Origin of the sequence: Shinella sp. HZN7 (assembly GCF_001652565.1) — a bacterium.
GTDB classification, from domain to species: Bacteria; Pseudomonadota; Alphaproteobacteria; order Rhizobiales; family Rhizobiaceae; genus Shinella; species Shinella granuli.
Genome location: NZ_CP015736.1, coordinates 447501 through 474294 on the forward strand (window position 1 = coordinate 447501; position 26794 = coordinate 474294).

22 protein-coding genes, 1 tRNA gene, 2 rRNA genes and 2 pseudogenes (1 of these 27 running past the window's edge) are annotated in these 26794 nt (G+C 62.4%); 18 read left to right on the forward strand and 9 right to left on the reverse strand.

The window, feature by feature from the left end:
* The 3 genes from shn_RS02150 to shn_RS02160 form a co-directional block, all read left to right on the forward strand.
* A 23S ribosomal RNA gene (locus shn_RS02150) occupies nucleotides 1–2307 on the forward strand (it extends 489 nt beyond the left edge of the window).
* A gap of 225 nt (nucleotides 2308–2532) precedes the next feature.
* A 5S ribosomal RNA gene (gene rrf, locus shn_RS02155) occupies nucleotides 2533–2647 on the forward strand.
* 160 nt (nucleotides 2648–2807) lie between these two features.
* Nucleotides 2808–2884: transfer RNA gene (locus tag shn_RS02160), tRNA-Met, on the forward strand.
* Here the strand turns inward: shn_RS02160 and shn_RS02165 are convergent.
* On the reverse strand, nucleotides 2841–4514 hold the full coding sequence (locus tag shn_RS02165) for a recombinase family protein (RefSeq protein WP_235823042.1): 1674 nt from the start codon (nucleotides 4512–4514) through the stop codon (nucleotides 2841–2843). The two genes, shn_RS02160 and shn_RS02165, sit on opposite strands and share 44 nt — an antisense overlap.
* A 495-nt stretch (nucleotides 4515–5009) precedes the next feature.
* On the opposite strand from shn_RS02165, the gene shn_RS02175 reads away from it, so the two are divergent.
* From shn_RS02175 to shn_RS02190, 4 genes are all read left to right on the forward strand, one after another.
* Nucleotides 5010–5309 (forward strand): DUF1778 domain-containing protein, encoded by a 300-nt coding sequence (locus shn_RS02175; protein WP_012092580.1) that lies wholly within the window; start codon nucleotides 5010–5012, stop codon nucleotides 5307–5309.
* 4 nt (nucleotides 5310–5313) lie between these two features.
* A complete protein-coding gene (locus shn_RS02180) occupies nucleotides 5314–5823 on the forward strand; it encodes a GNAT family N-acetyltransferase (RefSeq protein ID WP_012092581.1) in 510 nt (169 codons plus the stop codon).
* A gap of 68 nt (nucleotides 5824–5891) precedes the next feature.
* A complete protein-coding gene (locus tag shn_RS02185; RefSeq protein ID WP_012092582.1) occupies nucleotides 5892–6368 on the forward strand; it encodes a thermonuclease family protein in 477 nt (158 codons plus the stop codon).
* 228 nt (nucleotides 6369–6596) lie between these two features.
* On the forward strand, nucleotides 6597–8387 hold the full coding sequence (locus shn_RS02190; protein WP_245337352.1) for an ATP-dependent endonuclease: 1791 nt from the start codon (nucleotides 6597–6599) through the stop codon (nucleotides 8385–8387).
* Here the strand turns inward: shn_RS02190 and shn_RS02195 are convergent.
* A pseudogene (locus tag shn_RS02195) lies at nucleotides 8379–8810 on the reverse strand (integrase core domain-containing protein); the annotation flags it as partial. The gene shn_RS02190 and the pseudogene shn_RS02195 overlap by 9 nt on opposite strands.
* 194 nt (nucleotides 8811–9004) lie before the next feature.
* On the opposite strand from shn_RS02195, the gene istA (shn_RS02200) reads away from it, so the two are divergent.
* On the forward strand, nucleotides 9005–10516 hold the full coding sequence (gene istA, locus shn_RS02200; RefSeq protein WP_371328596.1) for an IS21 family transposase: 1512 nt from the start codon (nucleotides 9005–9007) through the stop codon (nucleotides 10514–10516).
* A 14-nt stretch (nucleotides 10517–10530) separates the two neighbouring features.
* On the forward strand, nucleotides 10531–11286 hold the full coding sequence (istB, locus tag shn_RS02205) for an IS21-like element helper ATPase IstB (RefSeq protein WP_035089229.1): 756 nt from the start codon (nucleotides 10531–10533) through the stop codon (nucleotides 11284–11286).
* Between the two features lie 140 nt (nucleotides 11287–11426).
* Here the strand turns inward: istB (shn_RS02205) and shn_RS35675 are convergent.
* The 5 genes and pseudogenes from shn_RS35675 to shn_RS02230 form a co-directional block, all read right to left on the reverse strand.
* Nucleotides 11427–12127 (reverse strand): annotated as a pseudogene (locus tag shn_RS35675) (transposase); the annotation flags it as partial.
* Nucleotides 12128–12186: 59 nt separating this feature from the next.
* On the reverse strand, nucleotides 12187–12981 hold the full coding sequence (gene istB, locus shn_RS02220) for an IS21-like element helper ATPase IstB (RefSeq protein ID WP_064328778.1): 795 nt from the start codon (nucleotides 12979–12981) through the stop codon (nucleotides 12187–12189).
* Nucleotides 12971–14503, reverse strand: coding sequence for an IS21 family transposase (istA, locus tag shn_RS02225; RefSeq protein ID WP_145925847.1), 1533 nt, complete (start codon nucleotides 14501–14503; stop codon nucleotides 12971–12973). The genes istB (shn_RS02220) and istA (shn_RS02225) overlap by 11 nt, the downstream gene beginning before the upstream one ends.
* A gap of 55 nt (nucleotides 14504–14558) precedes the next feature.
* The gene (locus shn_RS34835; protein WP_245337354.1) at nucleotides 14559–14948 is read right to left on the reverse strand and encodes a hypothetical protein; all 390 of its coding nucleotides are present in this window, start codon (nucleotides 14946–14948) and stop codon (nucleotides 14559–14561) included.
* Entirely contained in the window at nucleotides 14948–16387 is a 1440-nt protein-coding gene (locus shn_RS02230; protein ID WP_064328975.1) for a tyrosine-type recombinase/integrase, read from the reverse strand. Before shn_RS02230 ends, shn_RS34835 begins: the two co-directional genes overlap by 1 nt.
* A gap of 441 nt (nucleotides 16388–16828) precedes the next feature.
* Between shn_RS02230 and shn_RS02240 the strand changes: the two genes are divergently transcribed.
* The 6 genes from shn_RS02240 (at nucleotide 16829) to shn_RS02265 (ending at nucleotide 19925) form a co-directional block, all read left to right on the forward strand.
* Nucleotides 16829–17317 (forward strand): DUF6878 family protein, encoded by a 489-nt coding sequence (locus tag shn_RS02240; RefSeq protein ID WP_012092608.1) that lies wholly within the window; start codon nucleotides 16829–16831, stop codon nucleotides 17315–17317.
* Between the two features lie 10 nt (nucleotides 17318–17327).
* Complete coding sequence (locus shn_RS02245; RefSeq protein ID WP_012092609.1) at nucleotides 17328–17708, forward strand: hypothetical protein; 381 nt, start codon at nucleotides 17328–17330, stop codon at nucleotides 17706–17708.
* A 39-nt stretch (nucleotides 17709–17747) separates the two neighbouring features.
* On the forward strand, nucleotides 17748–18116 hold the full coding sequence (locus shn_RS02250) for a thermonuclease family protein (RefSeq protein WP_012092610.1): 369 nt from the start codon (nucleotides 17748–17750) through the stop codon (nucleotides 18114–18116).
* A gap of 131 nt (nucleotides 18117–18247) precedes the next feature.
* Nucleotides 18248–18805 carry a hypothetical protein gene (locus shn_RS02255; RefSeq protein WP_012092611.1) on the forward strand — a complete coding sequence of 186 codons (558 nt, stop codon included), beginning with the start codon at nucleotides 18248–18250 and terminating at the stop codon, nucleotides 18803–18805.
* A 66-nt stretch (nucleotides 18806–18871) separates the two neighbouring features.
* Nucleotides 18872–19288: a hypothetical protein gene (locus tag shn_RS02260; RefSeq protein ID WP_012092612.1), complete on the forward strand. Its 417-nt coding sequence runs from the start codon at nucleotides 18872–18874 to the stop codon at nucleotides 19286–19288.
* Nucleotides 19281–19925: a hypothetical protein gene (locus tag shn_RS02265; RefSeq protein WP_012092613.1), complete on the forward strand. Its 645-nt coding sequence runs from the start codon at nucleotides 19281–19283 to the stop codon at nucleotides 19923–19925. The genes shn_RS02260 and shn_RS02265 overlap by 8 nt, the downstream gene beginning before the upstream one ends.
* Nucleotides 19926–19942: 17 nt before the next feature.
* Here the strand turns inward: shn_RS02265 and shn_RS02270 are convergent, their stop codons facing one another.
* Together shn_RS02270 and shn_RS02275 are read right to left on the reverse strand one after the other, a co-directional pair.
* Complete coding sequence (locus tag shn_RS02270; protein ID WP_012092614.1) at nucleotides 19943–20326, reverse strand: type II toxin-antitoxin system VapC family toxin; 384 nt, start codon at nucleotides 20324–20326, stop codon at nucleotides 19943–19945.
* Complete coding sequence (locus shn_RS02275; protein ID WP_028034381.1) at nucleotides 20323–20580, reverse strand: type II toxin-antitoxin system Phd/YefM family antitoxin; 258 nt, start codon at nucleotides 20578–20580, stop codon at nucleotides 20323–20325. The genes shn_RS02270 and shn_RS02275 overlap by 4 nt, the downstream gene beginning before the upstream one ends.
* A gap of 161 nt (nucleotides 20581–20741) precedes the next feature.
* Here shn_RS02275 and shn_RS02280 point away from each other — a divergent pair, with 161 nt between their 5' ends.
* The 3 genes from shn_RS02280 to shn_RS02290 all read left to right on the forward strand — a co-directional run bounded on the left by shn_RS02280 (nucleotide 20742) and on the right by shn_RS02290 (nucleotide 26721).
* A complete protein-coding gene (locus tag shn_RS02280) occupies nucleotides 20742–21164 on the forward strand; it encodes an antirestriction protein (RefSeq protein WP_012092616.1) in 423 nt (140 codons plus the stop codon).
* A gap of 158 nt (nucleotides 21165–21322) precedes the next feature.
* Entirely contained in the window at nucleotides 21323–25678 is a 4356-nt protein-coding gene (locus shn_RS02285; protein WP_012092617.1) for a strawberry notch-like NTP hydrolase domain-containing protein, read from the forward strand.
* Nucleotides 25678–26721 (forward strand): toprim domain-containing protein, encoded by a 1044-nt coding sequence (locus shn_RS02290; protein WP_036749060.1) that lies wholly within the window; start codon nucleotides 25678–25680, stop codon nucleotides 26719–26721. The genes shn_RS02285 and shn_RS02290 overlap by 1 nt, the downstream gene beginning before the upstream one ends.
* Nucleotides 26722–26794 lie beyond the last annotated feature (73 nt).

The following is a 26794-nucleotide window of genomic DNA, read 5'->3' on the forward strand; positions in this document are numbered from 1 at the left end:
CGAACAAGTACCGTGAGGGAAAGGTGAAAAGCACCCCGACAAGGGGAGTGAAATAGAACCTGAAACCGGTTGCCTACAAGCAGTCGGAGGGCGCAAGCCTGACGGCGTACCTTTTGTATAATGGGTCAACGACTTAGTGTGTCGAGCAAGCTTAAGCCGGTAGGTGTAGGCGCAGCGAAAGCGAGTCTGAACAGGGCGTTCAGTTCGACGCATTAGACCCGAAACCGAGTGATCTAGCCATGAGCAGGTTGAAGGTTGGGTAACACCAACTGGAGGACCGAACCCGCATCTGTTGCAATAGATTGGGATGACTTGTGGCTAGGGGTGAAAGGCCAATCAAACTCGGAGATAGCTGGTTCTCCGCGAAATCTATTTAGGTAGAGCGTCGACCGAATACCCTCGGGGGTAGAGCACTGGATGGGCTATGGGGACTCACCGTCTTACTGATCCTAACCAAACTCCGAATACCGAGGAGTACTAGTCGGCAGACACACGGCGGGTGCTAACGTCCGTCGTGAAAAGGGCAACAACCCTGACCTCCAGCTAAGGTCCCCAAGTCATGGCTAAGTGGGAAAGGATGTGAGGATCCCAAAACAACCAGGATGTTGGCTTAGAAGCAGCCATCATTTAAAGAAAGCGTAACAGCTCACTGGTCTAAATAAGGGTCTTTGCGCCGAAAATGTAACGGGGCTAAAGCCATGCACCGAAGCTGAGGATTGGACGCAAGTCCAGTGGTAGCGGAGCGTTCCGTAAGCCTGCGAAGGGGTATCCGTGAGGAGCCCTGGAGGTATCGGAAGTGCGAATGTTGACATGAGTAACGATAAAGGGGGTGAGAGACCCCCTCGCCGAAAGACCAAGGGTTCCTGCTTAAAGTTAATCTGAGCAGGGTTAGCCGGCCCCTAAGACGAGGCGGACACGCGTAGTCGATGGGAACCACGTTAATATTCGTGGGCCTGGTGGTAGTGACGGATTGCGTAACTTGTAAGGGTTTATTGGATTATCCTTGCAGGGAAGCGGTTCCAGGAAATAGCTCCACCGTATAGACCGTACCCGAAACCGACACAGGTGGTCAGGTAGAGCATACCAAGGCGCTTGAGAGAACTCTGCTGAAGGAACTCGGCAAATTGCACGCGTAACTTCGGAAGAAGCGTGACCCCAATTTACGCAAGTGAGTTGGGGTGGCACAGACCAGGGGGTAGCGACTGTTTATCAAAAACACAGGGCTCTGCGAAGTCGCAAGACGACGTATAGGGTCTGACGCCTGCCCGGTGCTGGAAGGTTAAGAGGAGAGGTGCAAGCTTTGAATCGAAGCCCCAGTAAACGGCGGCCGTAACTATAACGGTCCTAAGGTAGCGAAATTCCTTGTCGGGTAAGTTCCGACCTGCACGAATGGCGTAACGACTTCCCCGCTGTCTCCAGCAGAGACTCAGTGAAATTGAATTCCCCGTGAAGATGCGGGGTTCCTGCGGTTAGACGGAAAGACCCCGTGCACCTTTACTATAGCTTTACACTGGCATTCGTGTCGGCATGTGTAGGATAGGTGGTAGGCTTTGAAGCGCGGACGCCAGTTTGCGTGGAGCCATCCTTGAAATACCACCCTTATCGTCATGGATGTCTAACCGCGGCCCGTCATCCGGGTCCGGGACAGTGTATGGTGGGTAGTTTGACTGGGGCGGTCGCCTCCGAAAGAGTAACGGAGGCGCGCGATGGTGGGCTCAGACCGGTCGGAAATCGGTCGTCGAGTGCAATGGCATAAGCCCGCCTGACTGCGAGACTGACAAGTCGAGCAGAGACGAAAGTCGGTCATAGTGATCCGGTGGTCCCGCGTGGAAGGGCCATCGCTCAACGGATAAAAGGTACGCCGGGGATAACAGGCTGATGACCCCCAAGAGTCCATATCGACGGGGTTGTTTGGCACCTCGATGTCGGCTCATCGCATCCTGGGGCTGGAGCAGGTCCCAAGGGTTTGGCTGTTCGCCAATTAAAGCGGTACGTGAGCTGGGTTCAGAACGTCGTGAGACAGTTCGGTCCCTATCTGCCGTGGGTGTAGGAATATTGACAGGATCTGTCCCTAGTACGAGAGGACCGGGATGGACATATCTCTGGTGGACCTGTTGTCCTGCCAAGGGCATAGCAGGGTAGCTATATATGGAAGGGATAACCGCTGAAGGCATCTAAGCGGGAAACCCACCTGAAAACGAGTATTCCCTTGAGAGCCGTGGAAGACGACCACGTTGATAGGCCGGGTGTGGAAGCGCAGCAATGTGTGAAGCTTACCGGTACTAATCGCTCGATTGGCTTGATCGTTCTCATTGAATATGCTCATCGAAGATGAGCAAGACCTTTGTCCTCACAGGCGCACCGCGATCTGACGATCGCTGCGCCCCAAGGACGGCGCGCCGGACAACCGGCGACGCGCTCTGCGCTTGCGGCCCCTGGCCGAAGGCGTAGCAGAAAGGTTCAAAGACGTGTTCACAAAGACAAACGAAGGCCAGGCCTTCTACCAGCTTCTCAAAGATTGCCCTTAGCCGACCTGGTGGTCATGGCGGGGTGGCCGCACCCGTTCCCATTCCGAACACGGCCGTGAAACGCCCCAGCGCCAATGGTACTTCGTCTCAAGACGCGGGAGAGTAGGTCGCTGCCAGGTCTGCTAAAGGCAATCTCAACACAGTCCCTTGCAAGTCAAGGGACCCATCTTCTCGACACATCTTCGGCCCTGCCGAAACGAAGGGCCGCCCAAAAGCGGCCTTTCTGCATTGCAAGAAACGGTATTTGCCTTCGGCAAAAACCGAGCAAAAACCGGATAACGCGGGGTGGAGCAGCCCGGTAGCTCGTCAGGCTCATAACCTGAAGGCCGCAGGTTCAAATCCTGCCCCCGCAACCATCTTTACTTGCGACCCCGTAGCACCCGCTGCGGGGTTTTTGCTTTGCGTGGAAATCGTAAGGATTCCAGCGAGATCGCCCTGAACGTCGATCTCCACCTTGCCGTCGACTGGGGTCAGCACGATCTGATCCACGAGCGAGCGCAGCGTGTCGGCGGCCTCGATCCGCTTCCCCTCATCTTCGTCCTGCAGAGCGTCGTAAAGCTGTTGGACCCGCTTGCGGTATTGCAGTGCCATGCTCGGGTGCAGCAGCGGTGGCGGCTCGTCGGCTTCGGCCAGGAACTGTTCCAGTTCGGTCTTTCGGGCCTCGAGCTTCTTGCTGCGTTCTTTCACCATGTCGACCGAAAGGGCGTCGCTCAGGTACAGGTCGAGGATCTTTTCCAGTTCTCGGTTGACCTTGGCCAGTTCCGCCTCGGCCGACGCGATACCCGCACGGCCTTCCATGCGCAGGCGGTTCATCTCCTGCGTGAAGACCTCGCAGAAATGGGCGAAGAGCTCCGGATCGACGAGCTTGGTGCGCAGCGCATTGAGTACACGCGATTCAAGCTCGTCGCGGCGGATGTTGACCCGGTTGTTGCAGGTCCCCTTGTTGCGCGCTGTCGCACATCCGATCAGCGTCGCCGAAATCGCGGAATAGCCGCCACCACAGCAGGAACATTTGGTCAGTCCCGAGAAGAGGTATTTGGGACGGCGGCGGGTATTGATCCGGGAGAGATCGGCCTCGCCGTTTTCCTTCCGTGCGATCTTGTTCTTTTCCTGTCGCGCCTTCACCGCGCTCCAGAGGTCGTCGTCGAGAATGCGCAGCTCCGGCGCCTCCTGGATGACCCATTCCTCTTCCGGGTTGGGGCGGGCCTGCCGCTTGCCGGTGCTCGGATCTTTGACGAAGCGCTGTCGGTTCCAGACGATCTTGCCGACATACATCTCATTGTTGAGGATGCCGTTGCCCCGTTTCGGGTTGCCGTTGATCGTGCTGAAGCCCCAGTCGCCGCCTGACGGAGCGGGAATGCCTTCCTTGTTCAGGGCGAAGGCGATGGTCTTGGCCGATTTGCCGGCGGCATAGTCGCGGAAGATGCGGCGCACGACTTCGGCCTGGAATTCGTTGATGGTGCGATCGCCGCGGATCGGCTCGCCGTTCGCATCGAACTTCTTGACCACATCGTAGCCATAGGCATTGCCGCCACCCGATTTGCCTGCCTCGACGCGGCCGCGCTGCCCGCGGCGGGTCTTGTCGGCCAGATCCTTCAGGAACAGCGCATTCATCGTGCCCTTGAGGCCGACATGCAGATGCGTCACCTCGCCTTCCGACAGGGTGAACATCTTCACGTCGGCATAGGACATGCGCTTGAAGATGCCCGCGATGTCTTCCTGGTCGCGGGAGAGGCGGTCCATCGCCTCGGCGAGGATCAGGTCAAAGCGGCCGCCCATTGCGTCGGCCATGAGCGCCTGAATGCCCGGCCGGATCAGCGAGGCGCCGGAGATCGCGTGGTCCGAATACTCCTCGACGATGTGCCAGCCCTGCTTCTCGGCATGGAGACGGCACATACGGAACTGGTCGGCGATGGAAGCGTCGCGTTGATTGTCGGAAGAATAGCGAGCGTAGATCGCGACTTTCAAAACTTGGCTCCCATCCATATCAGGAGGAGCGCTTCCTCCTTTGCCGTGACATCATCACTTCCTCTGCATAGCACTCCTGCGCCGCCTGCCTCGCCAGGATGCCGACCAGTCGCAGAAGGCGTGGGTCGGGATTGCCGCGTGGCGTAAACGTCAGCTCCGGCACGTCCAGCAGCAAGGATTCGAGCAGCGCTTCGCGCTCTCCTCCTGTCATCTTTGCCGGGTTTCCTGGGGCTCGCAAGGTCATAACTTGCAGCATTCGCCCCGAGGGAAGCATAAGCAACGGAAATTGAAGGCGAATATTCGGCGGCAATTGGCGCGGGTGAGCGTGCTATCGCGTAGCTCAGCGTGTCCTGGCGAGCCATGGCGTAGCAAAATAACCTATCGGAATCCCTCGCTGGCCCGGTCATCATTGGCCTCGTCGCCTCTCCTCATGAGGTCATTGACTGTAGGCGCAACCTTATCGTATTGTAATTCGCGATACAAGGCGCTATATGCCGACCAAGGAGATTCGCCATGGCCACGACCGCCGAACGCAAGGAATACCCGATCTCGATGCGCTTGCCCGAGGCGGATGTCGCAATGATCGATCGCGCCGCCAGCTTGCGCGGCCGCTCGCGCACCGATTTCGTGCGCGACGCCGCTGTGCGCGCGGCCGAGGAGGTCGTCATGGAGCAGGGCCTGATCCGGATGAGCCCGGAGGGCTTCGCCGAGTTCATGGATGTGCTGGCGCGTCCGGCCGCTCCCGTTCCGGAGATGGTAGACGTTCTGAAGCGGCCCGCGCCATGGGAGCCCGGCTACGTGGCGAAGCGGTAAGCTCTTGCACCTTTCGGGTCCTGAACCGCTCTCTGCCGAACACGATGTGTCCGAGTTCACCTGTGGCAAGCCCACGCTTGACCACTGGCTGAAATCACGCGCCCTCTCCAATCAGCAGAAGGGCTTCACCGCCGTCCTCGTCGTGCATGAGGCTGGGCGCGTGGTCGGCTTCTACGGCCTCGCGCCTACCGGTGTGGTGCCTTCGGTTCTGCCGCGTTCGATCAGGACGGGGCAGCCGCCCAACCCGGTCCCCTGTATGCTGCTCGGCCAACTCGCAACCGACACCGGATGGGCAGGGCTGGGCATCGGGACCGGTCTTGTGAAGCATGCTCTCCAGCGCTGCGTTCAGGCCGCATCGCTGATCGGCGGGCGGGCCTTGCTGGTCAACGCCGTCGACGGGGAGGCGGCCAAGTTCTGGAGGCGGCGTGGCTTCGAGCCTTCCAGGGATGATCCCCTGGTTCTGCTCCGCTCGATCAGCGACATCGCTGCCTCGCTCGGCGAGGGCGGTGGGTGAAAGCTTGGTTGGCCTCCAACCGTAGCGATCCGCCCCTTCAGTCAGATTGAAGTAGATCAGATCCGCCCATGCAAATTCGTCCTCCCCCATTGCCCACATTCCACTGGCAGATGTTCGTGCTTTCCTTCGCGCTATTCTGGGCGGTCGGCGGCATGCCCGAACCTGCCAAGGCTCAGCCTCGGCCGCAGATTGCGAAGTGCGTTCCCGGCCAGGCCCGTACCGCCGACGAATATTGCCTCGTTGATGGCGACACGATCTGGATCGACGGGGAAAAGCTGCGCATGGAAGGCTACGACACCCCGGAACCGCAAACCCACATCTGTGGTGGCGACGCCGAAATCGCGCTGGCACACCGAGCCAGTGATCGGGTGATCGAGCTGCTGAACTCGCACGACTGGACCGTCGAATATGGAGAGCCGGACAACACCGGCACGCGGACGCTCGTGACGATCAGAATCGGTGGTCGCGACATCGGTGACATCCTGATTGCCGAAAGGCTGGCCAGACCCTGGCCCGATGGCGAAGAATGGTGGTGCAACCCGTAGACGTTAGTTCCACGCCGTCGACCGCCTGGCGAGATCAAACTAACTCACTGTGCGCCCCTTCTCTGTCGTTTCGACGATGATCCGCTGATCCTGGAAGCAGCTTTTCAGCGCCCAGTGTGACCAAGGCTTTGCCGTGCGAGGTAGGCGCGACTTGATGGAGTAGCTGTTCATCGCACTTGCATTCCCGCCGCTCGGATTCGACAACTGGTGTACTCGGGGGAAAATGCCATGCAGCTTGAGCGTGCTCGCATCAGAAATTTCCGTTCACTTCGCGATGTCGAAGTCGTTTTTGGCGCACACACCGCATTGATCGGCGGCAATGGCGCAGGAAAGTCTTCAATCTTGAAGGCTATCGAGAAGTTCTACTCGACTACGAAAAACTGCGACGCTGACGATTTCTTTGGACGCGATCAAGGGCAGCCGATCGAGATTGAACTAACCTTTCACCAGCTTAGCGAGCAAGAAGCCGCAGCGTTCGAGGATCGGGTGCGGGATGGTAGGTTGGTCGTCACCCGCATTTTTGACGGAGGTCCATCAAGTGGACGCTATCATGGTGTCGTTCCACAGATTCCCGACTTCGTCGCTGTTCGGGCTCATTCCGCAGCCACACCCAAGCGCGCTGCTTATAATGCCCTGCGCGAGAATAACCCACTCTACGCCGACCTTCCCACTGCTGGCAGTGCGGCAGCGGTCGACCAGGCGATGCTAACCTGGGAGGCTGAGCATCCCGATCAGTTGGTGCTGCTGCCCGACGATGGTCAGTTTTTCGGATTCCAGAACAACAGCCGAGGCAAGCTCCAGCAGCACACGAGCTTCGTGTTCATTCCGGCGGTTCGCGACGCATCAGCGGACGCGGCGGACGGCAAGACGAGCGTCATCGGCAAACTACTCGAACTGCTAGTGCGCAGTCAGATCCTTCAGCGGCCGGACGTTCAAGCGTTCAAGGCGCAGTTGACCGAGGCCTACCAGGCCTTGGTATCCGCCGAAAATATGCCTGAACTCGGTGCGCTCGCTGGGACCCTCACCGCCGACCTGCGGGGTTTGTATCAAGATGCTGAAGTTTCGTTGGCCTGGCGCGAGGTCGGCGAGATGCCAGTCCCGTTGCCAATGGCGGATGTGTTTCTCAAGGACGAAGGCTTCGGTGGACCGGTGGACAGGCAAGGTCACGGCCTCCAGCGTGCCTTCATCTTTACACTTCTCCAGCATCTTGCGCGAACTGCCGTGCCGGAGGGCGACGAGGCACCCCCTGATAGTGACGTTGACGGCAGTGATGACGCGCCCGCTGCGGCTGCGGCTGCGGTCATGGCGCAGGCACCGACGCTTATCCTCGCAATTGAAGAACCCGAACTGTATCAGCATCCGACCAAACAGCGGCACTTCGCGGAAGTGCTGCGGGGCTTGAGTAGCGGTACGCTCCCTGGCGCGCAGGGCCACACACAGGTTATCTTCGGTTCGCACTCGCCAATGTTCATTTCGATGGGGAAGGCCGACGAGATCAGGCTTACCCGGCGCTCGCATTGTGACGACAGTGAATTCAAGCAATGCAGCCTGCAAGCGCTGGATCTCGGCACCGTTGCGCAGAAGCTCGAACGCGGCTGGAATAAGCCCGCTGGCACTTTCAGTGCACAGACTTTGATGCCGCGGTTGCACATTCTCGGTGCTGAATTGGCCGAAGGCTTTTTCGCCACCGGTGTGATTCTGGTTGAGGGCCGAAGCGATAAAGCGGCGCTCACCGCGACGGCGCGGATGCTCGGCGTGAATTTCGAGGCGGCCGGCATCGCCATCCTGTCAACCGAAGGCAAAGCCAATCTCGATCGTCCCTATGTGATTTTTCGCGAGCTGGGTATTCCAACCTTCATGCTATGGGATTGCGACCAGCAGTTACCCGAGGCTAAACGAACGCCGGCAACAGATCTTGCTTTGAGCAAGCTCGCTAAGCCGAACGATCAGATCGACGCCGCGCCCACTAGCGACCTCATGGAGTGCACCCCGTTTCGCCGGACATGTCGGCTAGTTTGATTTAGCCCTGATGAACTGCCGTGGGGAAGCCATCTTGAGCGCGGAGTGGGGATGGATCTCGTTGTAATCCTCGATCCATCCGTCGATGAGCCGGAGCGCTGTTTCGGCGTCCGGTATAGTCGATATGCGGATGTAATCCCGCTTCAGGGTTTTGACGAACGCCTCGGACATACCATTCGACTGAGGGCTCGCGACAGGAGTGAAGCAGGGTGTCAGATTGAGCGCCTGGGCAAACAGCTTCGTGTCCCGTGCGGTGTAAGCCGAGCCATTGTCCGAGAGATGCTCAATTGCGTTCGGGGCTCGCGTCGCTGCGAACCGCTTCTCGACCGCCTCCAGCATCATGTCGCGCACGTCGGAGCCGGAGATGCCTGCATTCGCGACCGCAGTCCAGGCGATGATCTCCCGGTCGAAGGCATCGATGATTGCGGATTCCGGGAATTAACCGGACGGTGTTCCGATCAAAAACCGGACGCCATTCCGACATGAAGCCGGACGCGATTCCGATAAATAACCGGACAGTTTAGGCGGTCCACCGATGCCTTTGGGTCAGCAACCTTGGCATGTGTTTCCTCGTGACGAACGAGGAGATGCTGATGCCGGCGAAGAGAAGGCTGACCATGAGACAACTACGACAAATGCTTCGGCTTTGCTCGGACGACGTGAGCGTGCGCGATATTGCCATGATGCTGGGGCTTGCCCGCAGCACGGTGCAGGATAACCTTGAGCGTGCGAGAGCGGCCGGACTGAGCTGGCCCTTGTCCGGAGACCTGACGGACGACGTCATCGAGCGCCGGCTATTCTCCCGACAGGGCGTCAAGCAGGGCCTGCGCCGGCGGGTGGAACCCGATTGGAGCGCGCTGGCGGTCGAGCTGAAGAAGCCGGCCGTGACCCTACAGATCCTTTGGGAGGAATATCGCGCGATTCATCCTGATGGCTACGGCTACAGCCGGTTCTGCGAGCTGTTCCGCAGTTTCGAGCAGCGGCTTTCGCCCACGATGCGCCAGGAACATGTTGCCGGCGACAAGGTGTTCGTCGACTATTCCGGCAAGACGCTGCCGATCGTCGACGGCAAGACCGGCGAGATCCGCGAGGCGGAGATCTTCCTCGGCGTGCTGGGTGCGTCGAGCTACACCTTCGCGGAGGTAACCTGGAGCCAGGCCCTGCCGGACTGGATCGGCTCGCATGTGCGCATGTTCCGCTTCTTCGGCGGCGTCCCGCGGCTCCTCGTTCCCGACAATCTGAAGTCCGGCGTGAACAAGGCCAGCTTCTACGATCCCGAGATCAACCGCACCTACGGCATGATGGCGGCGCATTATGGCGTCGGCGTTCTGCCTGCCCGCCCGAAGCGCCCCAAAGACAAGGCAAAGGTCGAAAGTGGCGTGCGTTTCGCCCAAACCTGCATTCTCGGCCGCTTGCGCAACCAGACCTTCTTCTCGCTGGCCGAGGCCAATGCCGCCATCGTCGGAGCCGTCGAGCGGATCAACACCCATGTCATGCGCCGGCTCGGCCAAAGCCGCCGGGACATGTTCGAGGCGATGGAGCGCACCGCGCTGGCAGCACTTCCGGCGCAGGATTACGAGTTCGCCGAATGGCGTCTGGCGCGGGTCTCGACGGACTACCATGTCGAGTTCGAGCGTTACTTCTATTCCGTGCCCCACCATCTTATCCGCCAGCAGGTGGATGTCAGGGCCACGAGCCGCACCATCGAGATATTCCTCAAAGGCCAGCGGATTGCGGCTCATCAGCGCCGATACGGCGGTTCACGCTTCGGGACCGATCCGGATCACATGCCCAGTTCGCATCGCCGATATGCCGAATGGTCGCCGGAACGCTTCCGACGCTGGGCCGCATCGATCGGCCCGCACACCGAGGGCCTGATCGTCGCGATCCTTGCCAGCCGGCCGCATCCAGAACAGGGGTTCCGAACCTGCCTCGGGGTTCTCGGGCTCTACCGCGCCATCAGCGCCGCCCAGGCCGAGGCCGTCTCGGCCCGCGCCGTCGAGATCGGCGGGCTGACCTGCAAAAGCATCGGCGCGCTCATCAAAAGCTACAAAACACCCCGCCATTCCGCTGAACCGGCCGCCGTCGGCGAACACGCCAATCTTCGCGGCCCCGGCTACTTTCACTAAGGAGACAATCGACCATGCTGACCAATCCCACCCTCGACACCCTGCGCGCCCTCGGCCTTTCCGGTATGGCGTCCGCTTTCCAGGAACTCGATCAGCAGCCGGAGGCCCAAAGCCTCCAGCATGGAGAGTGGCTCACCCTTCTGCTCGAGCGGGAGATGACGACGCGCCGCCAGAAGCGCTTCGAGGCCAGGGCGCGCGCCGCAAAATTGCGCCATGACGCCCAGGTCGAGAACATCGACTTCCGCGCTGCCCGCGGCCTCGACCGCAATCTCTTCCTCAAGCTGTCCGGTTGCGACTGGATCAGGCAGCACCATAGCCTGCTCCTCATCGGGCCGGCCGGCGTCGGGAAGAGTTGGCTGGCCTGTGCTCTCGGGCATAAGGCCTGCCGCGAGGATCTTTCCGTCGCCTACCACCGCGTTCCCCGGCTCTTCGCCGCCCTCGCGCTGGCCCGCGGGGACGGACGATACACCAGACTGATCAAGTCGCTGGCCAGAACCGATCTGCTCATCCTCGATGACTGGGGGCCGGAGAAGCTCAACGACGAACAGCGCCGTGATCTTCTGGAGATCGTCGAGGATCGATACGAGCGGCGCTCAACCATCATCACCAGCCAGATTCCCGTCGACCACTGGTATGACATGATCGGCAACGCCACCATCGCCGACGCCATTCTCGACCGCCTCGTGCACAATGCCTATCGCATCGAATTATCTGGGGAGAGCCTGCGCAAACAGCGCGCCGTGTCCATATCCGACACAACCGTCGCTTGACCCACCACTGCCTCAACGGCAATCATCAATCAGACCCAAAGGCAACTTGCCGCGTCCGGCTTCAGATCGGAACAGTGTCCGGCATCAAATTGGAATGCCTGTCCGGCTTCGCGTCGGAATAACCGTCCGGCATCATCGGAATACGCATCGATGATGAAGGCGAGACGAATGACCTCGCCATTCCAGCAGGTGAACTCCAGCCCGTCGGAGCACCAGCGCAGGTTCGAGCGCATGACCATGACCTTGCCGTCATGGATGCGGCCCTTGCGAACGGCCGTATGCTTCTCCAGCAGCATGGCGTGGTTGCCCATGATGCGATGAACCCGCTTGGCGTTGACGACAGGCATATCGGCGGCTCGCCTCTCGCGATTGAGGAGCGCTGCGATCCGCCGATAGCCATAGGTTGGCCTTTGATCCACCAGCCTTCGAATGGTGGGCAGAAGCTCTGCATCCTCGGCCTTGTGATAGGCCCCGCGCGGCTTCGATCTGCCTTTCAGGCGCTCGACGAGGTTGGAACGGGAGACGCCCAGCGTGTCGGCGACGGTCTTCATCGGGAACCGTCCTTCGGCAACAAGATCGGCCGCGATATCCGTTTTTTTGAGTCTGCTTTGGATAATGCTTCGCGGAGGATTTCGACCTCCATCGTCTTGCGGCCGAGCATGCGCTCCAGCTCGCGAACGCGATCCTCCAGCTTCTTCACTTCCGAATTGCCGACAACCGGCTCGTCAGAACCCACGGCTGCAGCACCTCCCTCGCTTAAGAGCCTGCGCCACCGGTAAAGCAGATTGGGCGCAACGCCATGGCGGCGAGCGGTAGAAGACACCGTCTTGTTGGTTTCCACGCAGAACTGAGCCGGTTTTTCCACCGAGAAGTGAGCCACCTCTGAGTATGGTTTTCTGATCAGGGTTTGGTCAAGGGATTGGCCTTTTCTCCTCTCTTCTGTGCTGCTGCGGCCGAGCTGGCCTTGAAGCGGAAGCTGTCGTTACCGGTTTCCAGGATGTGGCAACGGTGGGTCAGGCGATCGAGCAAAGCTGTCGTCATCTTGGCGTCGCCGAAGACGGTTGCCCATTCGCTGAAGCTGAGGTTGGTGGTGATGACGACGCTGGTGCGCTCATAGAGCTTGCTCAACAGGTGGAAGAGCAGCGCTCCGCCGGAAGCACTGAACGGAAGGTATCCTAGTTCATCGAGGATCAGCAGATCGAGACGGACCAGCGTCTCGGCGATCTGACCTGCCTTGCCCTTTGCCTTCTCCTGCTCGAGCGCATTGACCAATTCGATGGTCGAGAAGAAGCGGACCTTCCGGCGGTGATGCTCGATCGCCTGGACCCCAAGGGCAGTCGCGACATGTGTTTTTCCTGTGCCCGGCCCACCGACGAGCACGATATTCTGCGCCCCGTCCATGAACTCGCATCGGTGCAGTTGGCGCACCGTCGCTTCGTTGATTTCGCTGGCGGCGAAGTCGAACCCGGAGATGTCCTTATAGGCTGGGAAGCGAGCAGCCTTCATGTGATAGGCAATCGAGCGAACCTCACGTTCGGCCATCTCGGCTTTCAGCAACTGGGACAGGATCGGCACGGCCGCATCAAAAGCTGGAGCCCCTTGCTCAATCAGGTCTGTGACGGCTTGGGCCATGCCATACATCTTCAGGCTCCGCAGCATGATGACGACGGCGGCACTTGCGGGATCATGACGCATGGCGACCTCCCACGATCCGGACACGCAAGCCATCGTAGCGTTCGACGTTGGCCTTGGGTTCACGCAACAAGGTCAGCGCCTGTGGCGTGTCGATGTCGGGGCCGTCAGTCGTCTTCCCATCGATCAGACGATGCAGCAGGTTCAGCACATGCGTCTTGGTCGCGACGCCTTGATCCAGAGCCAGCTCCACAGCCCTGACGACGACCTGTTCGTCGTGATGAAGCACCAGAGCAAGGATATCGGCCATCTCACGATCGCCGCCCAGGCGACGCAGCATCTGGTCCTGCAACTGTCGAAAGGCCAGCGGCAATTCCAGGAAAGGCGCACCATTGCGCAAGGCACCGGGCTTGCGCTGAATGACGGCAAGGTAGTGTCGCCAGTCGTAAATCGTCCGCGGCGGTTTGTCGTGGCTGCGCTCAATCACCCTCGGATGTTCGCATAGGACATTACCCTCGGCCGCAACGACCAGTCGCTCGGGATAGATTCGCAAGCTGACAGGCCGGTTCGCAAACGATGCAGGCACGCTATAGCGGTTCCGCTCGAAGGTGATCAGGCATGTCGGAGAGACACGTTTGCCCTGCTCGACGAAGCCGTCAAACGCAGCGGGGAGCGCCATCAATGCTGGCTGTTCCGCGGACCAGACGTCCGCGATCGTGCCGGGCAAGGTGCCGTGTGCTGTGTCGCGCCACAGGTCCTGGCAATGCTGTTCCAGCCAGGCATTCAATGCCGCCAGATCAGGAAAGTCCGGCATCTGTTGCCACAGTCGCGGCCGGGCATCCTGGACATTCTTCTCGACCTGGCCCTTCTCCCAGCCCGCGGCAGGATTGCAAAACTCAGGCGCAAAGACGTAGTGGTTCGTCATCGCGAGGAAACGGATATTGACCTGTCGCTCCTTGCCACGACCGACGCGATCGACCGCGGTTTTCATGTTATCGTAAATGCCGCGAGCAGGGACGCCGCCGAACACACGGAAGCCGTGCCAATGGGCGTCAAACAGCATCTCGTGCGTCTGCAGCAGATACGCCCTGACCAAAAACGCGCGACTGTGCGATAGCTTGATATGCGCGACCTGCAGCTTTGTGCGCTCGCCGCCAATGACGGCATAGTCCTCACTCCAATCGAATTGGAATGCTTCGCCTGGGCGGAAAGACAGCGGAACAAATATGCCGCGGCCCGTCGTCTGCTGCTCACGTTGTCGTTCCGCTCGCCAATCACGGGCGAAGGCGGCAACCCGACCATAGGAGCCGGTAAAGCCGAGAGCCACCAGGTCGGCATGAACCTGCTTCAGTGTTCGTCGCTGTTTGCGCGACTTCCCGGCCTCGGTCTTCAGCCAGGCCGCCAGCTTGTCGGCAAACGGATCAAGCTTGCTCGGTCGTTCCGGTACGGTGAATGTTGGTTCGATTGTACCAGCGTTCAGATACTTCGCGATCGTGTTCCGCGACAGCCCTGTTCGCCGGCTGATCTCGCGGATCGACTGCTTCTCACGCAGCGCCATCCGACGAATGATATTTAAAAGTCCCATGTGGATCACTCCGTTGCCCCCGTCGCTCTCCGCGTTGGGGGAAGGTTCACATGGCTCAATTCTCAATGGAAATTATGCGCCTAACCGGCTCAGTTCTGCGTGGAAACCAACACTCATAGGCATTGATTACCGCCGGAGTTAAGTCGTCGAGACGACGAGGTTTTACCGACGCCCCTTCCAGGAACAGCCAGAACCGCCGCAGACGGCGGATAAAGGTGCCTGCGGTTTTCCAGAGTGGTGCCGGCCCCATCCGGTGGAGATACTCCTGCAGGAATGGCGCAACCTCATGGGTCAGCGCCGTCAGCGGCCAGGAAGACAGATTGACGTCGATCCTCCCGGCATCTTCCGTCCGAAGGACGAAGACGAGCGGATTTTGCGGATTTTCCTCTTGAGTGTCGAACAATTCGATTCCAACTGGGAAGGTGGCACGACGACCGCGTTTCATCACAGGGGTCCACCAGCATTAACGCGCAGTTCCCAGGCCTCGACCGCAGCGTCGATCATTTCCTGGCTTTCTTCCATGCAATCCAGGTAGATGTGAGTGCTTTCGATGCGGCTATGGCCCAGCAAACGCTGCAACTTCAGAAGAGGATCGCCAATCAAGCGGCGGTACGCCGCGCCGATATGGGATCGGCGTTCGTCGAGTACCCATCCGATCTGTTCACGCACGAGCAGCGACAGCATATGAACCGCAAAGGTGTGGCGCATCATGTGCGGAGTGACGTCGAGGTCGATCCCGAACCGCCTGCACCGTACGCTTGCCCTCCGGAAGACCACCTCCCAAGCGGCCGGGGGCATGGGCCGCGCCCCTTCCGCCAGCCAAAGACACAATGGTTCGGATGTTTCCGCCCATACCAAGCGGCTGCGTTCGCGCGGCGCCAGCACGTCGACACTGGCTCGAACTGTGTCCTTTTCCAGAAGGAGCCTTCCCCGATCGTGGCTGACGACACGGATCGGATGTTCGATTGACCTATTGCGCGGTTGCGAAAGGCGCATGAGGACATTGGTCCGTTCCAACGCCGCGTATTCATGCAGACGCTTCAGCACGCGCTCGGGCAAGCGGATCTCGCGCCCCTTGCTACCCTTGGCAATGGCCGGCGCCAGTCGGAAAGATCGGCTCCTCAATGCACCGACCGGCTCCGTCCTCGGGAACTCGATCCAGAGCAGACTTGCCGCTTCCTGGAGCCGCAGGCCCGTCGTGACGAGCAATTCGGCGAACAACGCATTGCGCTCGCTGTTGCGGCCCTGCCAGGTGGGATCCTCGCTCCCGTCTGGAAGACGACCACGCAAGCCGATCTCGCGAAACAGGAGATACCGATCCAGGGAAAGGAACCGGATATCGCGTGTCCGTGCGCCGCGCTCGGTGGCAACATTGGCAGCGACCGCTATGGCCCCGCCGCCGTTCGTCCGTCGCCATGATTGCCGATAGGTGAAAGGCGATTTGGCGATCATTCCCTCTTCAAGAGCCCATCGGTAAAGCTTGTCGAGCGCTGCTACCGACCGGTTCCAGCTCGCGGCCGAGATGCGCGCCGGAGGAAGCGCCAGACGTCGCGCCGCATGGAAGGCTGCGACATCGTGCCGATCAGCCGCCCAGAGGGCTCTGTTGTCTCGGCGCTCGGCAAGAAAGCGCATCCAGATCAGGATATCCCAACCATAGGCGCGCAAGCTGTTGGGCGAACGAACCCCCAACGTGGGGCAAGCTCGAAAGAACCGGTTCAGGTCGTGATCGTAGCTGTCGTCATCGCCAAGAATGAACGGCATGCCGTCCACGAGGTTCAGCTTCTCGGCGGCTGCGACTTCATCCACCGACAGCCTGTGGACGACGCCATCAACCGTAACAGACTGCCGCAGCGTCGAAAGATCCGTGAAGAAGAGCTGGCGCATCCTGTTCTCCTCGGCCGCGATTTTCCCGCCGGGACGGGCTCGAGCCCGTCCCGGCGGGAAAATCGCATCGCCTCACCTCAAGCGAAGGGGAATGTCGTCAACGTTGATCGTGTGCTGCGAACGTCACAGCGGTAAGACAGAACACAGAGTCAGGATAACGGCGCCATGCCCGCCGACGAGTTCGACGGCGACGAAGAGATGGTGAAGCTCGAACTCGATCCCTTCGGCTGAGGCGCGAAAGCGCCTCCGCCCGACGGCCCGGCCCGCGTCAGGCGCAGCCGGGCCTTGTGCCATGCGCAGGCTGCGCATCGCCAGCGGCGGTGCCGAGGCCTCGCCTCGGCTCTGGAAAGGGAGAGTTGGGCCGGGATCGGGGCGAGCCTGGCGGAAGGAGAGGAGAGCGCCGCCGGGCCATATCATCCCGCTCTCCTGGAGGATCATCCAATGACCGATACCGACAAACCAGCCACGCCGGAATTCGACATGGCCGCCAGCGTCGCGCGCTTCTTCGCCGAGCGCGATGAGCGCAACCGTCGCGCTGAAGCGGTCCGTCCCGACAACAAGACGGCGCTGTTCGATGCGCTGGCCGCCGCAGGCATCACTCTCGTGACCGTCACCTTCGACGGTTCTGGCGACAGCGGCCAGATCGAGGACATCACCGCGCAATCGGACGACCGGACCGTGGACCTGCCGCAGGGCGAGATCACCATTGCCACGGTGGCATGGGGAACCGACAAGGTGACCGCAATCTCAATGGGCGTTGAGGCGGCCATCGAACAGCTCGCCTATGACTTCCTCTCGGAAACCCATGGCGGCTGGGAGAACAATGATGGCGCCTATGGCGAGTTCAGCTTCGATGTGGCGGCGCGCACCATCACGCTCGACTACAACGAGCGCTACACCGCCACCGAATTCTACAGTCACGAGTTCTGAGGGGGTGGAAATGGCACATCCCTATCATCATGCGCTCTCGTCGGTGAAGAAATGGGGCGGCACGGTCGAGGATTACTTGCCCATCCATAGCTGGTTCGATGCCAGCAAGGAGATCCTGGCCGATTTTCGTCATCGCGCGCTTCGCCACCATGCCGAGGGCATCTTCATGGCCGAGACCATTTTCGGGGCGACGATCACCCTGTCCACCGGCAGGGTGATCCCGGCCCGATGGGTCGGGGAGCAGCATGTCCGCGAGGATCTGGGCCGTATCCCGTCCTTCGCCGATTGGGCGCGGGCAATCCACCCGGCGCCTTGGATGGGGCGGACGCAGCGGATCGAGGCGGAGGTCGATCCGCATTGCGTCAATGGCCGACTTCAGGAAGAAGTCTGAGCAGTCGCGTCAGCCTCCCCCTTATGAAAGCCTCTTGCCATGCTCAGCCATATCGTCATCTCCGTCCTGCTCTGCACGGCTTCCTGCGAACCGGCGGAAATCCGCGTCTGGGACGGTGACTCGATCCGGCTGGGTATGGGACAGCAGTCCGAAGCTGTTCGGATATTCAACATCGACGCTCCCGAAATGGAGGGCCGCTGCATCCATGAAACCGACCTTGCCCGGCAAGCGAAGATCAGGCTGGCGGAAATCCTGCAAGGTCGGCGGGTCGAAATCCTGCGTCAGGGGACCGACCGCTATGGCCGGACCCTGGCGGCGATACGCGTCGAAGGCCGCGATGTCGGCGATATTCTCGTCGATGAAGGGCTGGCGAGAACCTGGGCCGGGCGGCGTGAGCCCTGGTGCTGATCGCCGGATCGTCCCGCCGAGGTGCGGGACGATCCACCGTCGGGACGGGAGAGTAAGAGTGCGGGCCGGTTGGCCGTGACGGATTGTGAGGCGGGAGAGGGGCTTCCGCCGTCCGTCGCGGAGCATTCCCCATGAGCCTTTCCCACCACACCACTTTCGCCTCGATCGGCGAAATTGTCGCGCGACAGATCCTGCCCCGGCTGCGTCATGCCCAGAAGCTGCCGCTGCGCATCTCCTGCATCGGTATCGCCAGCGATGACGAAAGCGATGACGTCGGCGGCTTCGAGCGCACGCTCGTCATCGGCCAGTGCCAATCCCCCGAAGAGGCGTTGATCATCGCCAGCCAGCGCGTTGCGCGCGGTGATTTCCGCGTTGGACAGGGCGATGCGCTGCGCTTTCGCCCCCGCGTCATGGTCATTCAGGACAACGAACTGGGCCTTGTCCTTGCCGGTGAGGTCCGGGCCGGGATCGTGCTCTGGCAGCATCCGGTCGCCTCCGACGCCGAGGCTCGCCGCACCGTCACGGAGGCCAGCCGTCTGCGGGGCATGGCCTTCACGGCATCCGGGCGCGGCGATGCGGTATCGGCTCGTGATCTCCGCCACCGCGCCAGCCTGCTCGAGGCGCGGCTGGTCGATCCCTTCTGGCGCGAGACGACTGCCGATCTGCTGCGGCTGCCACAAGCTGCCTGACCTGTCGCCCCTTTCCATCCACTAGGCCCGGCCCCGCGCCGGGCCTTCTCGTTTCAGGAGCCTGACATGGCCGACTACTTCACCCATTTCTCCTGCCTGCTCGACGTGGGCAGCCCCGAGAACGCCGCCCGCGCGCTTGATCTCTACAACGCGCTGGCGCGCGAAAACGCCGCCGAAGATCCGCCCTCGGACGGCTTCATGCTTTCGATCCAGCCCGAACATGGCGGCACCCAGCTCTGGATGCGCGATGACGGCACCGGCGATCCCGAGCATGTCATCCAGTTCGTCAAACGCTGTGCCGCCGCGTTCGGCCTGACCGGGCTATGGGGGATGCAATACGCCAATACCTGCTCACGTCCGAGAATCGACGGGTTCGGGGGCGGCGCGCATGTCCTCGACCTCGCCACCGGCGAGACGGTGGACTGGATCTACACCGACGGTTGGCTTTCCACCGTTCTGGACGGGGGCGACCCCAATGCCTGACGTCATCGAAACCACGGTCTATCGGCTCGACGAGCTTTCCGAAGCCGCGAAAGACAATGCCCGCGCCTGGTATCGCGAGGGCGGCTTCGACTACGATTGGTACGATGCCGTCTATGAGGATTTCCGGCGGATCGCGGACATCCTCGGCATCCGCATCAAGAGCCGCACCGTCCGCCTCATGGGCGGCGGCGTGCGACAAGAGCCTTGCATCTGGTTTACGGGCTTCTGGTCGCAGGGCGATGGCGCCGCGTTCGAAGGCCACTATTCCTATCGCAAAGGCACGGCGGCGGAAATCCGTACCTATGCGCCGAAGGATGTGGAGCTGCACCGCATCGCGGATGCCCTGCACCAGGCGCAACGCCGCAACTTCTACCAGTTGACCGCCGAGGCGACCCATCGGGGGCGATACTATCACGAATACTGCATGGCGATCTCGGTCACCCGCGACAGCCCGACCTGGCAGGACATGACCGCCGATGCCGAGGAGACCGTCATGGAGGCATTGCGCGATCTCGCCCGTTGGCTTTATCGCCAGCTTGAGCGCGAATACGACTACCTGACTTCGGATGAGGCGGTCGATGAGGCCATCGTTGCCAACGAATACAGCTTCACAGTTGATGGAAAGCGCTTCGGCTGAAACCCTTCTGCGCTGCCTCACAGAACCGACAGCAGGTCCGTCCGTGAGAAGTCGTCGCCGACGAAGAGCAACGGGCAGCCGCGTTCGCTGGCGACCTCATAGGCGAAGCAATCCCCGTAGTTGAGTCCGGCGGGATGAACGCCCTTGCCCCAGCGGGCATAGGCTTCGGCGATCCTGCGTGCCGAGGCTTCAGTGACGGAGACCACCTCGAACCCAAGGCCCTCGACCAGGGCGGCGATCTCTTCACCGACATTGCGCCGCCCGGCGACGATCAGCGCCTCGGCCACTGTTCCGGCCGAGATCAGCAGGCCGTCTGCCGCCTCGATCGCCACCATGCAGGTCTCGGCCTGCGGCTCGTCCAGCACGATGGCCATCAGCGCCGAGGTATCGACGGCGATCATGCCGGCATCCCGTCATCCCCGTAGAGGAAATCCTGGCTGCGCGCGGCAGCCGCGCCGGGCAATGCCTTGCCCCGCGCCGTGGCCCGGACCCGCTCCATCAGCGCGCGCCGGCCTTTCGGGGTCGCCACCACGGCAACCGGCACGAGGCGGGCGACCTCGTGGCCCCGCCGCGTCAGGATCACCTCGTCGCCGGCTTCGGCCCGCTTCACCAGTTCGGTGAGCTGCCCCTTCGCCTCGGTGACAGAAACCCTCATCGCATATCACTCCAGATGTTCTCCGCTATTCTGCACAAGATGGTCCAGATAATGGTCCACTTCAAGCCCCCAGAGCGAAAGGAGGGCCGGGAACAGGTGCCCCCGGACGGGTTGAGAGAGGGTCGTCCGGCAGGTGCCCCTTTCCCTCTCGGAGACCGATCATGGCTTTGCCCGAACTTGCTTCCCAATCCGCAATCCGCGTCCCCGACGAGCGCCGCATGGACTTCCTGCCGCGCCTTTTTGGCCGGCGCCTGCTCATCATCGGCGAGCATACCGTCTTTCGCTTCATGGAGATACTCAGCCCCGGCGATTACGGCGGCGGGCTCTGGGATTTCTACGAACGCGCCGGCCAGCCGCTCTATCTCGCGCCGACCTCAAAGCCCCGTTGCCGCCTGTTCTGCGAAGGCAACGGCTTCGAGGGCGAGGTCTCAAGCGATGCCGCCGGGATCATCGCCACGCTCTTCGCCTTCTCGCATCTTTCCTTCCGCTACGATGACGACGAACTCGCCGAGGGCTATGGTCGCCTCTACGAGCATGCCGCCGATCACGCGGAGGCGGCGGCGATTTTCCAGGCCATCGACTGAAACCCACAAGCGCCCAGCCTGACGGTCGGGCGCTTGTTTCATGCCTGCTTTCGCCACGGCTTCAGAGCGAGAGATGGGCCGGAAGGGGTTTGAGCCGGTGCGGTCGAGAGAGAGCGCTGCCCGGCTTGATCCTGACTTGCTCTCCCGAGGAATCCCCGATGAACATGATTTCCGCATCCGCGGCGGCATCCGCCACCGCGCCGCTTCCGTTCGACCATGACGCTGAGACCGCGGCCTGCGTTTTCACCGCTGCCGGTCTGCTGCTGCCGCATCTGGAACGCGGTCAGCGTGTCGACGCCGCCACGCTGCGCGGCGCCATGGAGGCCGCCTTCGGCACGTCCGATGCCGCCGGCGCTTGGGACTGGAAGACCGCCTATGATGCCTGCGAGGCGGCGACCGTCCTCTTCCTGCGCAAATACGGCAATGCACTTTTCCGCAAAGCCGGGTCTCCGTCGGCAATCCTGCCGCAGCTTACGAAAATTGCCGGGCTCCTGCCGACCCACACCCGGCGTTCCGAGGAAGCGCAGACCTTCCAGCAGTTCTCCACCCCGATCCCTCTCGGCTTCGCTGCGGTGACGGCGGCGGCGATCACGCACGCCGACCGCGTGCTGGAGCCCTCGGCCGGCACCGGGCTCCTCGCCATCCTGGCCGAGATCGCCGGCGGTGCGCTGCTCGTCAACGAACTGGCCGAGGTCCGCGCCGGCCTGCTTTCCTCCCTCTTTCCGGCCCTGTCCATCACCCGCTTCGACGCCGCCCAGATCGACGATCATCTCGATCCCGGCCTGATCCCGACAGTGGTGCTGATGAACCCGCCGTTCTCGGTCATGGCCCATGTCGAGGGCCGCGTGGCTGATGCCGCCTTCCGCCATGTCGCCTCGACGCTGGCGCGCCTTGCGCCCGGCGGGCGGCTCGTCACCATCACCGGCGCGAGCTTCGCCCCCGACAATCCGGCCTGGACGGCTAACTGGAAACGGCTGCAGGAGCGCGGCCGCGTGGTCTTCTCGGCCGTCATCGATGGATCGGTCTATGCCAAGCACGGCACCACCATCGACACGCGGCTGACCGTCATCGACAAGCTGCCCGCCGAAGACCCGGCGGTGTTCCCGGCAGCGCCCGGTGTGGCGTCGGATGTTGCCACCCTGATGGGCTGGCTGGCGGAGCAACTTCCGGCCAGGCTTCCCGTCGATCCCGGCCTGGCCGTGCCGGTGGCACGACCGACCGCGCCGCGCACCGTGCGCGGCTATGTCAACCGCGCCGCGCGATCCGCGCCCGACGCGCCCCTTGCGGAACCGGAGGCCGTGCCGGTCGCCTACGAGATCGTGGATTGGGAACCGGCCGAGGGCGGCCGCCTCTCCGACGCGATCTACGAGGAATACGGTCTTCAGACCATCCGCATCGCCGGGGCGCAGGCGCATCCGACCCAGCTCGTGCAGTCGGCCTCGATGGCGAGCATCGCGCCGCCGAAGCCGAGCTATCGTCCGGTGCTGCCCAAAGACATTCTCGGCAGGCTGTCCGAGGCGCAGTTGGAGACGGTGATCTATGCCGGCGAGGCCCATATGGGATTCCTCGCCGGGGCTTGGACGGTGGACGACACGCTCGACAATCTTGCTGCCACGCCGGAGGACGCCAAGGGCGCCGTCCGCTTCCGCCAAGGGTTCATGGTCGGCGATGGCACCGGCGTCGGCAAGGGCCGGGAATCCGCAGCGATCATCCTCGACAACTGGATGCAGGGGCGGCGCAAGGCGGTCTGGATCTCGAAGTCCGACAAGCTGCTGGAGGATGCGCAGCGCGACTGGTCGGCGCTTGGCATGGAGCGGCTGCTGGTCACGCCGCTGTCGCGATTCCCGCAAGGCGCAAAGATCACCCTGAACGAAGGCATCCTATTTCTAACCTATGCCACGCTGCGCTCCGACGACCGCGGAGAAAGGATTTCCAGGGTCAGGCAGATCGTCGAATGGTTGGGTTCCGACTTCGATGGAGTGGTGATTTTCGACGAGGCGCACGCAATGGCCAATGCCGCAGGAGGCAAGGGAGAACGCGGCGATGTCGCCGCCAGCCAGCAGGGCCGTGCCGGGCTGCGCCTCCAGCACGCCCTGCCGCAGGCCCGCGTGGTCTATGTCTCGGCCACCGGCGCCACCACCGTCCACAATCTCGCCTATGCGCAGCGGCTCGGTCTCTGGGGCGGCGAGGATTTCCCATTCTCGACCAGGGCGGAGTTCGTCGAGGCGATCGAGGCCGGCGGCGTCGCGGCGATGGAGGTGCTGGCGCGCGACCTGCGGGCGCTTGGCCTCTACACCGCCCGCTCGCTGTCCTTCAAAGGCGTGGAATACGAGTTGCTCGACCACGAACTGACCCCTGAACAGGTCCGCATCTACGACAGCTATGCCGATGCCTTCGCCATCATCCATAACAATCTCGATGCGGCGATGCAGGCCGCCAACATCACCGGCGGCGAGGGCGGGTCCGGCACGCTGAACCGGCAGGCCAAGTCCGCCGCCCGCTCGGCCTTTGAGAGCGCCAAGCAGAGGTTCTTCGGGCACCTGTTGACGTCGATGAAAACCCCGACGCTGATCCGGTCCATCACGGCCGATCTGGAAGCGGGACATTCTTCCGTCATCCAGATCGTCTCGACCGGCGAGGCGCTGATGGAACGGCGGCTGGCAGAGATCCCCACCGAGGAATGGGGCGATCTGAAAATGGACCTGTCGCCGCGCGAGTATGTCCTAGACTACCTCGCTCATTCCTTCCCGGTGCAGCTTTATGAGCCGTTCACGGATTCGGAGGGCAACCTGTCGTCGCGCCCGGTCTATCGTGATGGCCAGCCGGTCGAGAGCCGCGAGGCCGCGGCCCGGCGCGACGAGATGATCGCCAACCTCGCCAGCTTGCCGCCGGTTCCCGGCGCGCTCGACCAGATCATCCAGCATTTCGGCACCGACACGGTGGCGGAGGTCACGGGCCGCTCGCGTCGTATCGTCCGCAAGCGCGGCGGCGGCGTTACCATCGACCGGCTCGTCGTGGAAAGTCGCGCCGGTTCGGCCAACCTGGCCGAGACGCAAGCCTTCATGGACGATCAGAAGCGGGTGCTGGTGTTCTCCGATGCCGGCGGCACCGGGCGCAGCTATCACGCCGAACTGTCAGCGAAGAACACCCGGCTGCGCGTCCATTACCTGCTCGAAGCCGGCTGGAAGGCGGACGCCGCCATCCAGGGCCTTGGCCGGACGCATCGCACCAATCAGGCGCAGCCGCCGCTGTTCCGGCCGATCTCGACCAATGTGAAAGCCGAGAAGCGCTTCCTCAGCACGATTGCCCGCCGCCTCGACACTTTGGGCGCGATCACGCGCGGCCAGCGCCAGACCGGCGGCCAGGGCCTGTTCCGGCCCGAGGACAATCTGGAAAGTCCCTACGCCCGCGACGCGCTGCGCCAGCTCTATCTCCTGCTGGTGCGCGGCAAGGTCGAGGGATGTTCGCTCGAACGCTTCGAATCCGCCACCGGGTTGAAACTGATGGACGCGAACGGCATCAAGGACGAGCTGCCCGCCATCACGACTTTCTTGAACCGGCTGCTGGCGCTGACCGTCGAGCTTCAGGGCGTTCTCTTCAGCGCTTTCGAGCAGCTTCTGACCGCGCGGATCGAGGGCGCCATCGCGTCCGGCATCTATGACGCTGGGCTGGAGACGCTGCGCGCCGAGAGCTTCACCGTCACCGACCGTCAGGTGATCTACACCCATCCCCGCACCGGGGCCGAGACCAGCCTGCTGACGATCACCGAACGCAAGCGCAACCGGCCCGTCATGCTCGATGCCGCCCTAGCGGAACTCGACGATCCGCGCGCGAAGCTCCTGATCAACGGGCGCTCAGGCCGCGCGGCGGTGCAAATCCCCACCACCAGCGTCATGCTGGACGATGGCGAGATCGAGCGCCGCGTCAGGCTGATCCGGCCGATGGAAGCACACAATATCCCCATCAGGATGATGGGCGAGACCCATTGGGTCGAGGCCGACCGGGACGCATTCGCTGCGGCCTGGAATGCGGAACTTGCGGAGGTGCCGGAGTTCGCAGACAGCACCCTGCATATGGTGACGGGCTTGCTGCTGCCGATCTGGAAACGGCTGCCGAACGAGTCCACCCGCGTCTATCGCCTCCAGTCTGACGCGGGCGAGCGCATCATCGGCCGCAAGGTCTCCCCGGCCTGGGCCGCGAACGCGACCACGACCGGCATCGCGAAGGTCACGCCGAAGGATGCTTTCGCGGCGCTGATGGAAGGCCGGACGATCCTCGATCTCTCCGAGGGCCTCCAGCTTCGCCGGGTCCGCGTCATGGGGGTGAACCGCATCGAGCTTTCCGGCTTCACCGACACCATGCGCCAGCGTCTCACGGCATACGGCCTCTTCCACGAGATCATCTCCTGGAAGCTGCGCATGTTCGTGCCAGTCGATGCCAGCGGACCCGCCGTGCTGGCCAAGCTCTTCGACCGCTGGCCGGTCGAGCGCATCGGTGAACGGGAGGCAGCCTGATGCCGCGTCACGACGCCTTCGAACTGGCGACCCGTCTCGGCCGAGAGGCCGAGGCGGTCTGCCGCCACTATCTCTCGTCCGGCCACCGCGCCGGGCGATATTGGCTGGTCGGCGATGTGCAGAACACTCCTGGCCGCTCGATGTTCGTGCGCCTGACCGGCCCGGGTTCCGGCAAGGGCGCGGCGGGGAAATGGACCGACATGGCCACCGGGGAGCATGGCGATCTGCTCGACGTCATCCGCGAGGCGCTTGGCCTTGTCGACTTCAAGGACGTGGCCGAGGAAGCGCGCCGTTTCCTTGCCCTCCCGCATCCTGAACCGGAGAAGACGAGGACGCCGACCGGCAGCACATCCAGCAGCGTGCCCGGTTCGCCTGAAGCGTCGCGCCGCCTCTTCGCCATGGCGCAGCCGATCCACGGCACCCTTGCGGCGATCTACCTCAACGGGCGGGCGATCACCTCCCTCTCGGACACCACCGCGCTGCGCTACCATCCGAGGTGCTACTATAGACCCGACGAGTCTTCACCCACCGAGATCCGGCCGGCACTCGTTGCCGCCGTCACCGATCTTGCGGGCCAGCAGACCGGCGCGCATCGCACCTGGCTCGCCCCGGACGGTTCCGGCAAGGCGGCTGTCGAAACACCGCGGCGGGCGATGGGCGTCCTTCTCGGGCACGCTGTCCGCTTCGGAACCGCCGCTGAGGTTCTCGCCGCCGGCGAGGGCATCGAGACCGTGCTGTCGCCCCGTCAGGTTCTGCCCCGCATGCCGATGCTGGCGGCGCTTTCGGCCGCTCACCTCGCTGCCATCCTGTTCCCGCCGTCGCTGCGCCGGCTCTATGTCGTCAGGGATCGCGACCCGGCCGGGGACGGTGCAAGAGACGGCCTGGCCGCCAGAGCAGAGAGCCTCGGGATCGAGGCGATGTCGCTCACGCCGCTCAACGGCGATTTCAACGATGATCTGCGACGCCACGGCGCCGATGCCCTCCGGGCGCGTCTGAAGGATCAGCTTCATCCTGAAGACGTCCGCCGGTTCATGGAGAGGTGAGGTCGTGATCGGTCCCGGAGGCGCGGCCCAGCGTCATCCTCTGCCGGTTTCAGTCTTTCGCCATCGGCAGGTG

Bases quoted from the DNA above. Each gene is read 5' to 3' on its own strand.
- shn_RS02165 (WP_235823042.1), bottom strand. From the start codon at position 4,514: ATGGATGGGAGCCAAGTTTTGAAAGTCGCGATCTACGCTCGCTATTCT.
- shn_RS02175 (WP_012092580.1), top strand. From the start codon at position 5,010: ATGGCCACGACCGCCGAACGCAAGGAATACCCGATCTCGATGCGCTTG.
- shn_RS02185 (WP_012092582.1), top strand. From the start codon at position 5,892: ATGCAAATTCGTCCTCCCCCATTGCCCACATTCCACTGGCAGATGTTC.
- shn_RS02190 (WP_245337352.1), top strand. From the start codon at position 6,597: ATGCAGCTTGAGCGTGCTCGCATCAGAAATTTCCGTTCACTTCGCGAT.
- istA (WP_371328596.1), top strand. From the start codon at position 9,005: ATGAGACAACTACGACAAATGCTTCGGCTTTGCTCGGACGACGTGAGC.
- istB (WP_035089229.1), top strand. From the start codon at position 10,531: ATGCTGACCAATCCCACCCTCGACACCCTGCGCGCCCTCGGCCTTTCC.
- istB (WP_064328778.1), bottom strand. From the start codon at position 12,981: ATGCGTCATGATCCCGCAAGTGCCGCCGTCGTCATCATGCTGCGGAGC.
- istA (WP_145925847.1), bottom strand. From the start codon at position 14,503: ATGGGACTTTTAAATATCATTCGTCGGATGGCGCTGCGTGAGAAGCAG.
- shn_RS34835 (WP_245337354.1), bottom strand. From the start codon at position 14,948: ATGAAACGCGGTCGTCGTGCCACCTTCCCAGTTGGAATCGAATTGTTC.
- shn_RS02230 (WP_064328975.1), bottom strand. From the start codon at position 16,387: ATGCGCCAGCTCTTCTTCACGGATCTTTCGACGCTGCGGCAGTCTGTT.
- shn_RS02240 (WP_012092608.1), top strand. From the start codon at position 16,829: ATGACCGATACCGACAAACCAGCCACGCCGGAATTCGACATGGCCGCC.
- shn_RS02245 (WP_012092609.1), top strand. From the start codon at position 17,328: ATGGCACATCCCTATCATCATGCGCTCTCGTCGGTGAAGAAATGGGGC.
- shn_RS02250 (WP_012092610.1), top strand. From the start codon at position 17,748: ATGCTCAGCCATATCGTCATCTCCGTCCTGCTCTGCACGGCTTCCTGC.
- shn_RS02255 (WP_012092611.1), top strand. From the start codon at position 18,248: ATGAGCCTTTCCCACCACACCACTTTCGCCTCGATCGGCGAAATTGTC.
- shn_RS02260 (WP_012092612.1), top strand. From the start codon at position 18,872: ATGGCCGACTACTTCACCCATTTCTCCTGCCTGCTCGACGTGGGCAGC.
- shn_RS02265 (WP_012092613.1), top strand. From the start codon at position 19,281: ATGCCTGACGTCATCGAAACCACGGTCTATCGGCTCGACGAGCTTTCC.
- shn_RS02270 (WP_012092614.1), bottom strand. From the start codon at position 20,326: ATGATCGCCGTCGATACCTCGGCGCTGATGGCCATCGTGCTGGACGAG.
- shn_RS02275 (WP_028034381.1), bottom strand. From the start codon at position 20,580: ATGAGGGTTTCTGTCACCGAGGCGAAGGGGCAGCTCACCGAACTGGTG.
- shn_RS02280 (WP_012092616.1), top strand. From the start codon at position 20,742: ATGGCTTTGCCCGAACTTGCTTCCCAATCCGCAATCCGCGTCCCCGAC.
- shn_RS02285 (WP_012092617.1), top strand. From the start codon at position 21,323: ATGAACATGATTTCCGCATCCGCGGCGGCATCCGCCACCGCGCCGCTT.
- shn_RS02290 (WP_036749060.1), top strand. From the start codon at position 25,678: ATGCCGCGTCACGACGCCTTCGAACTGGCGACCCGTCTCGGCCGAGAG.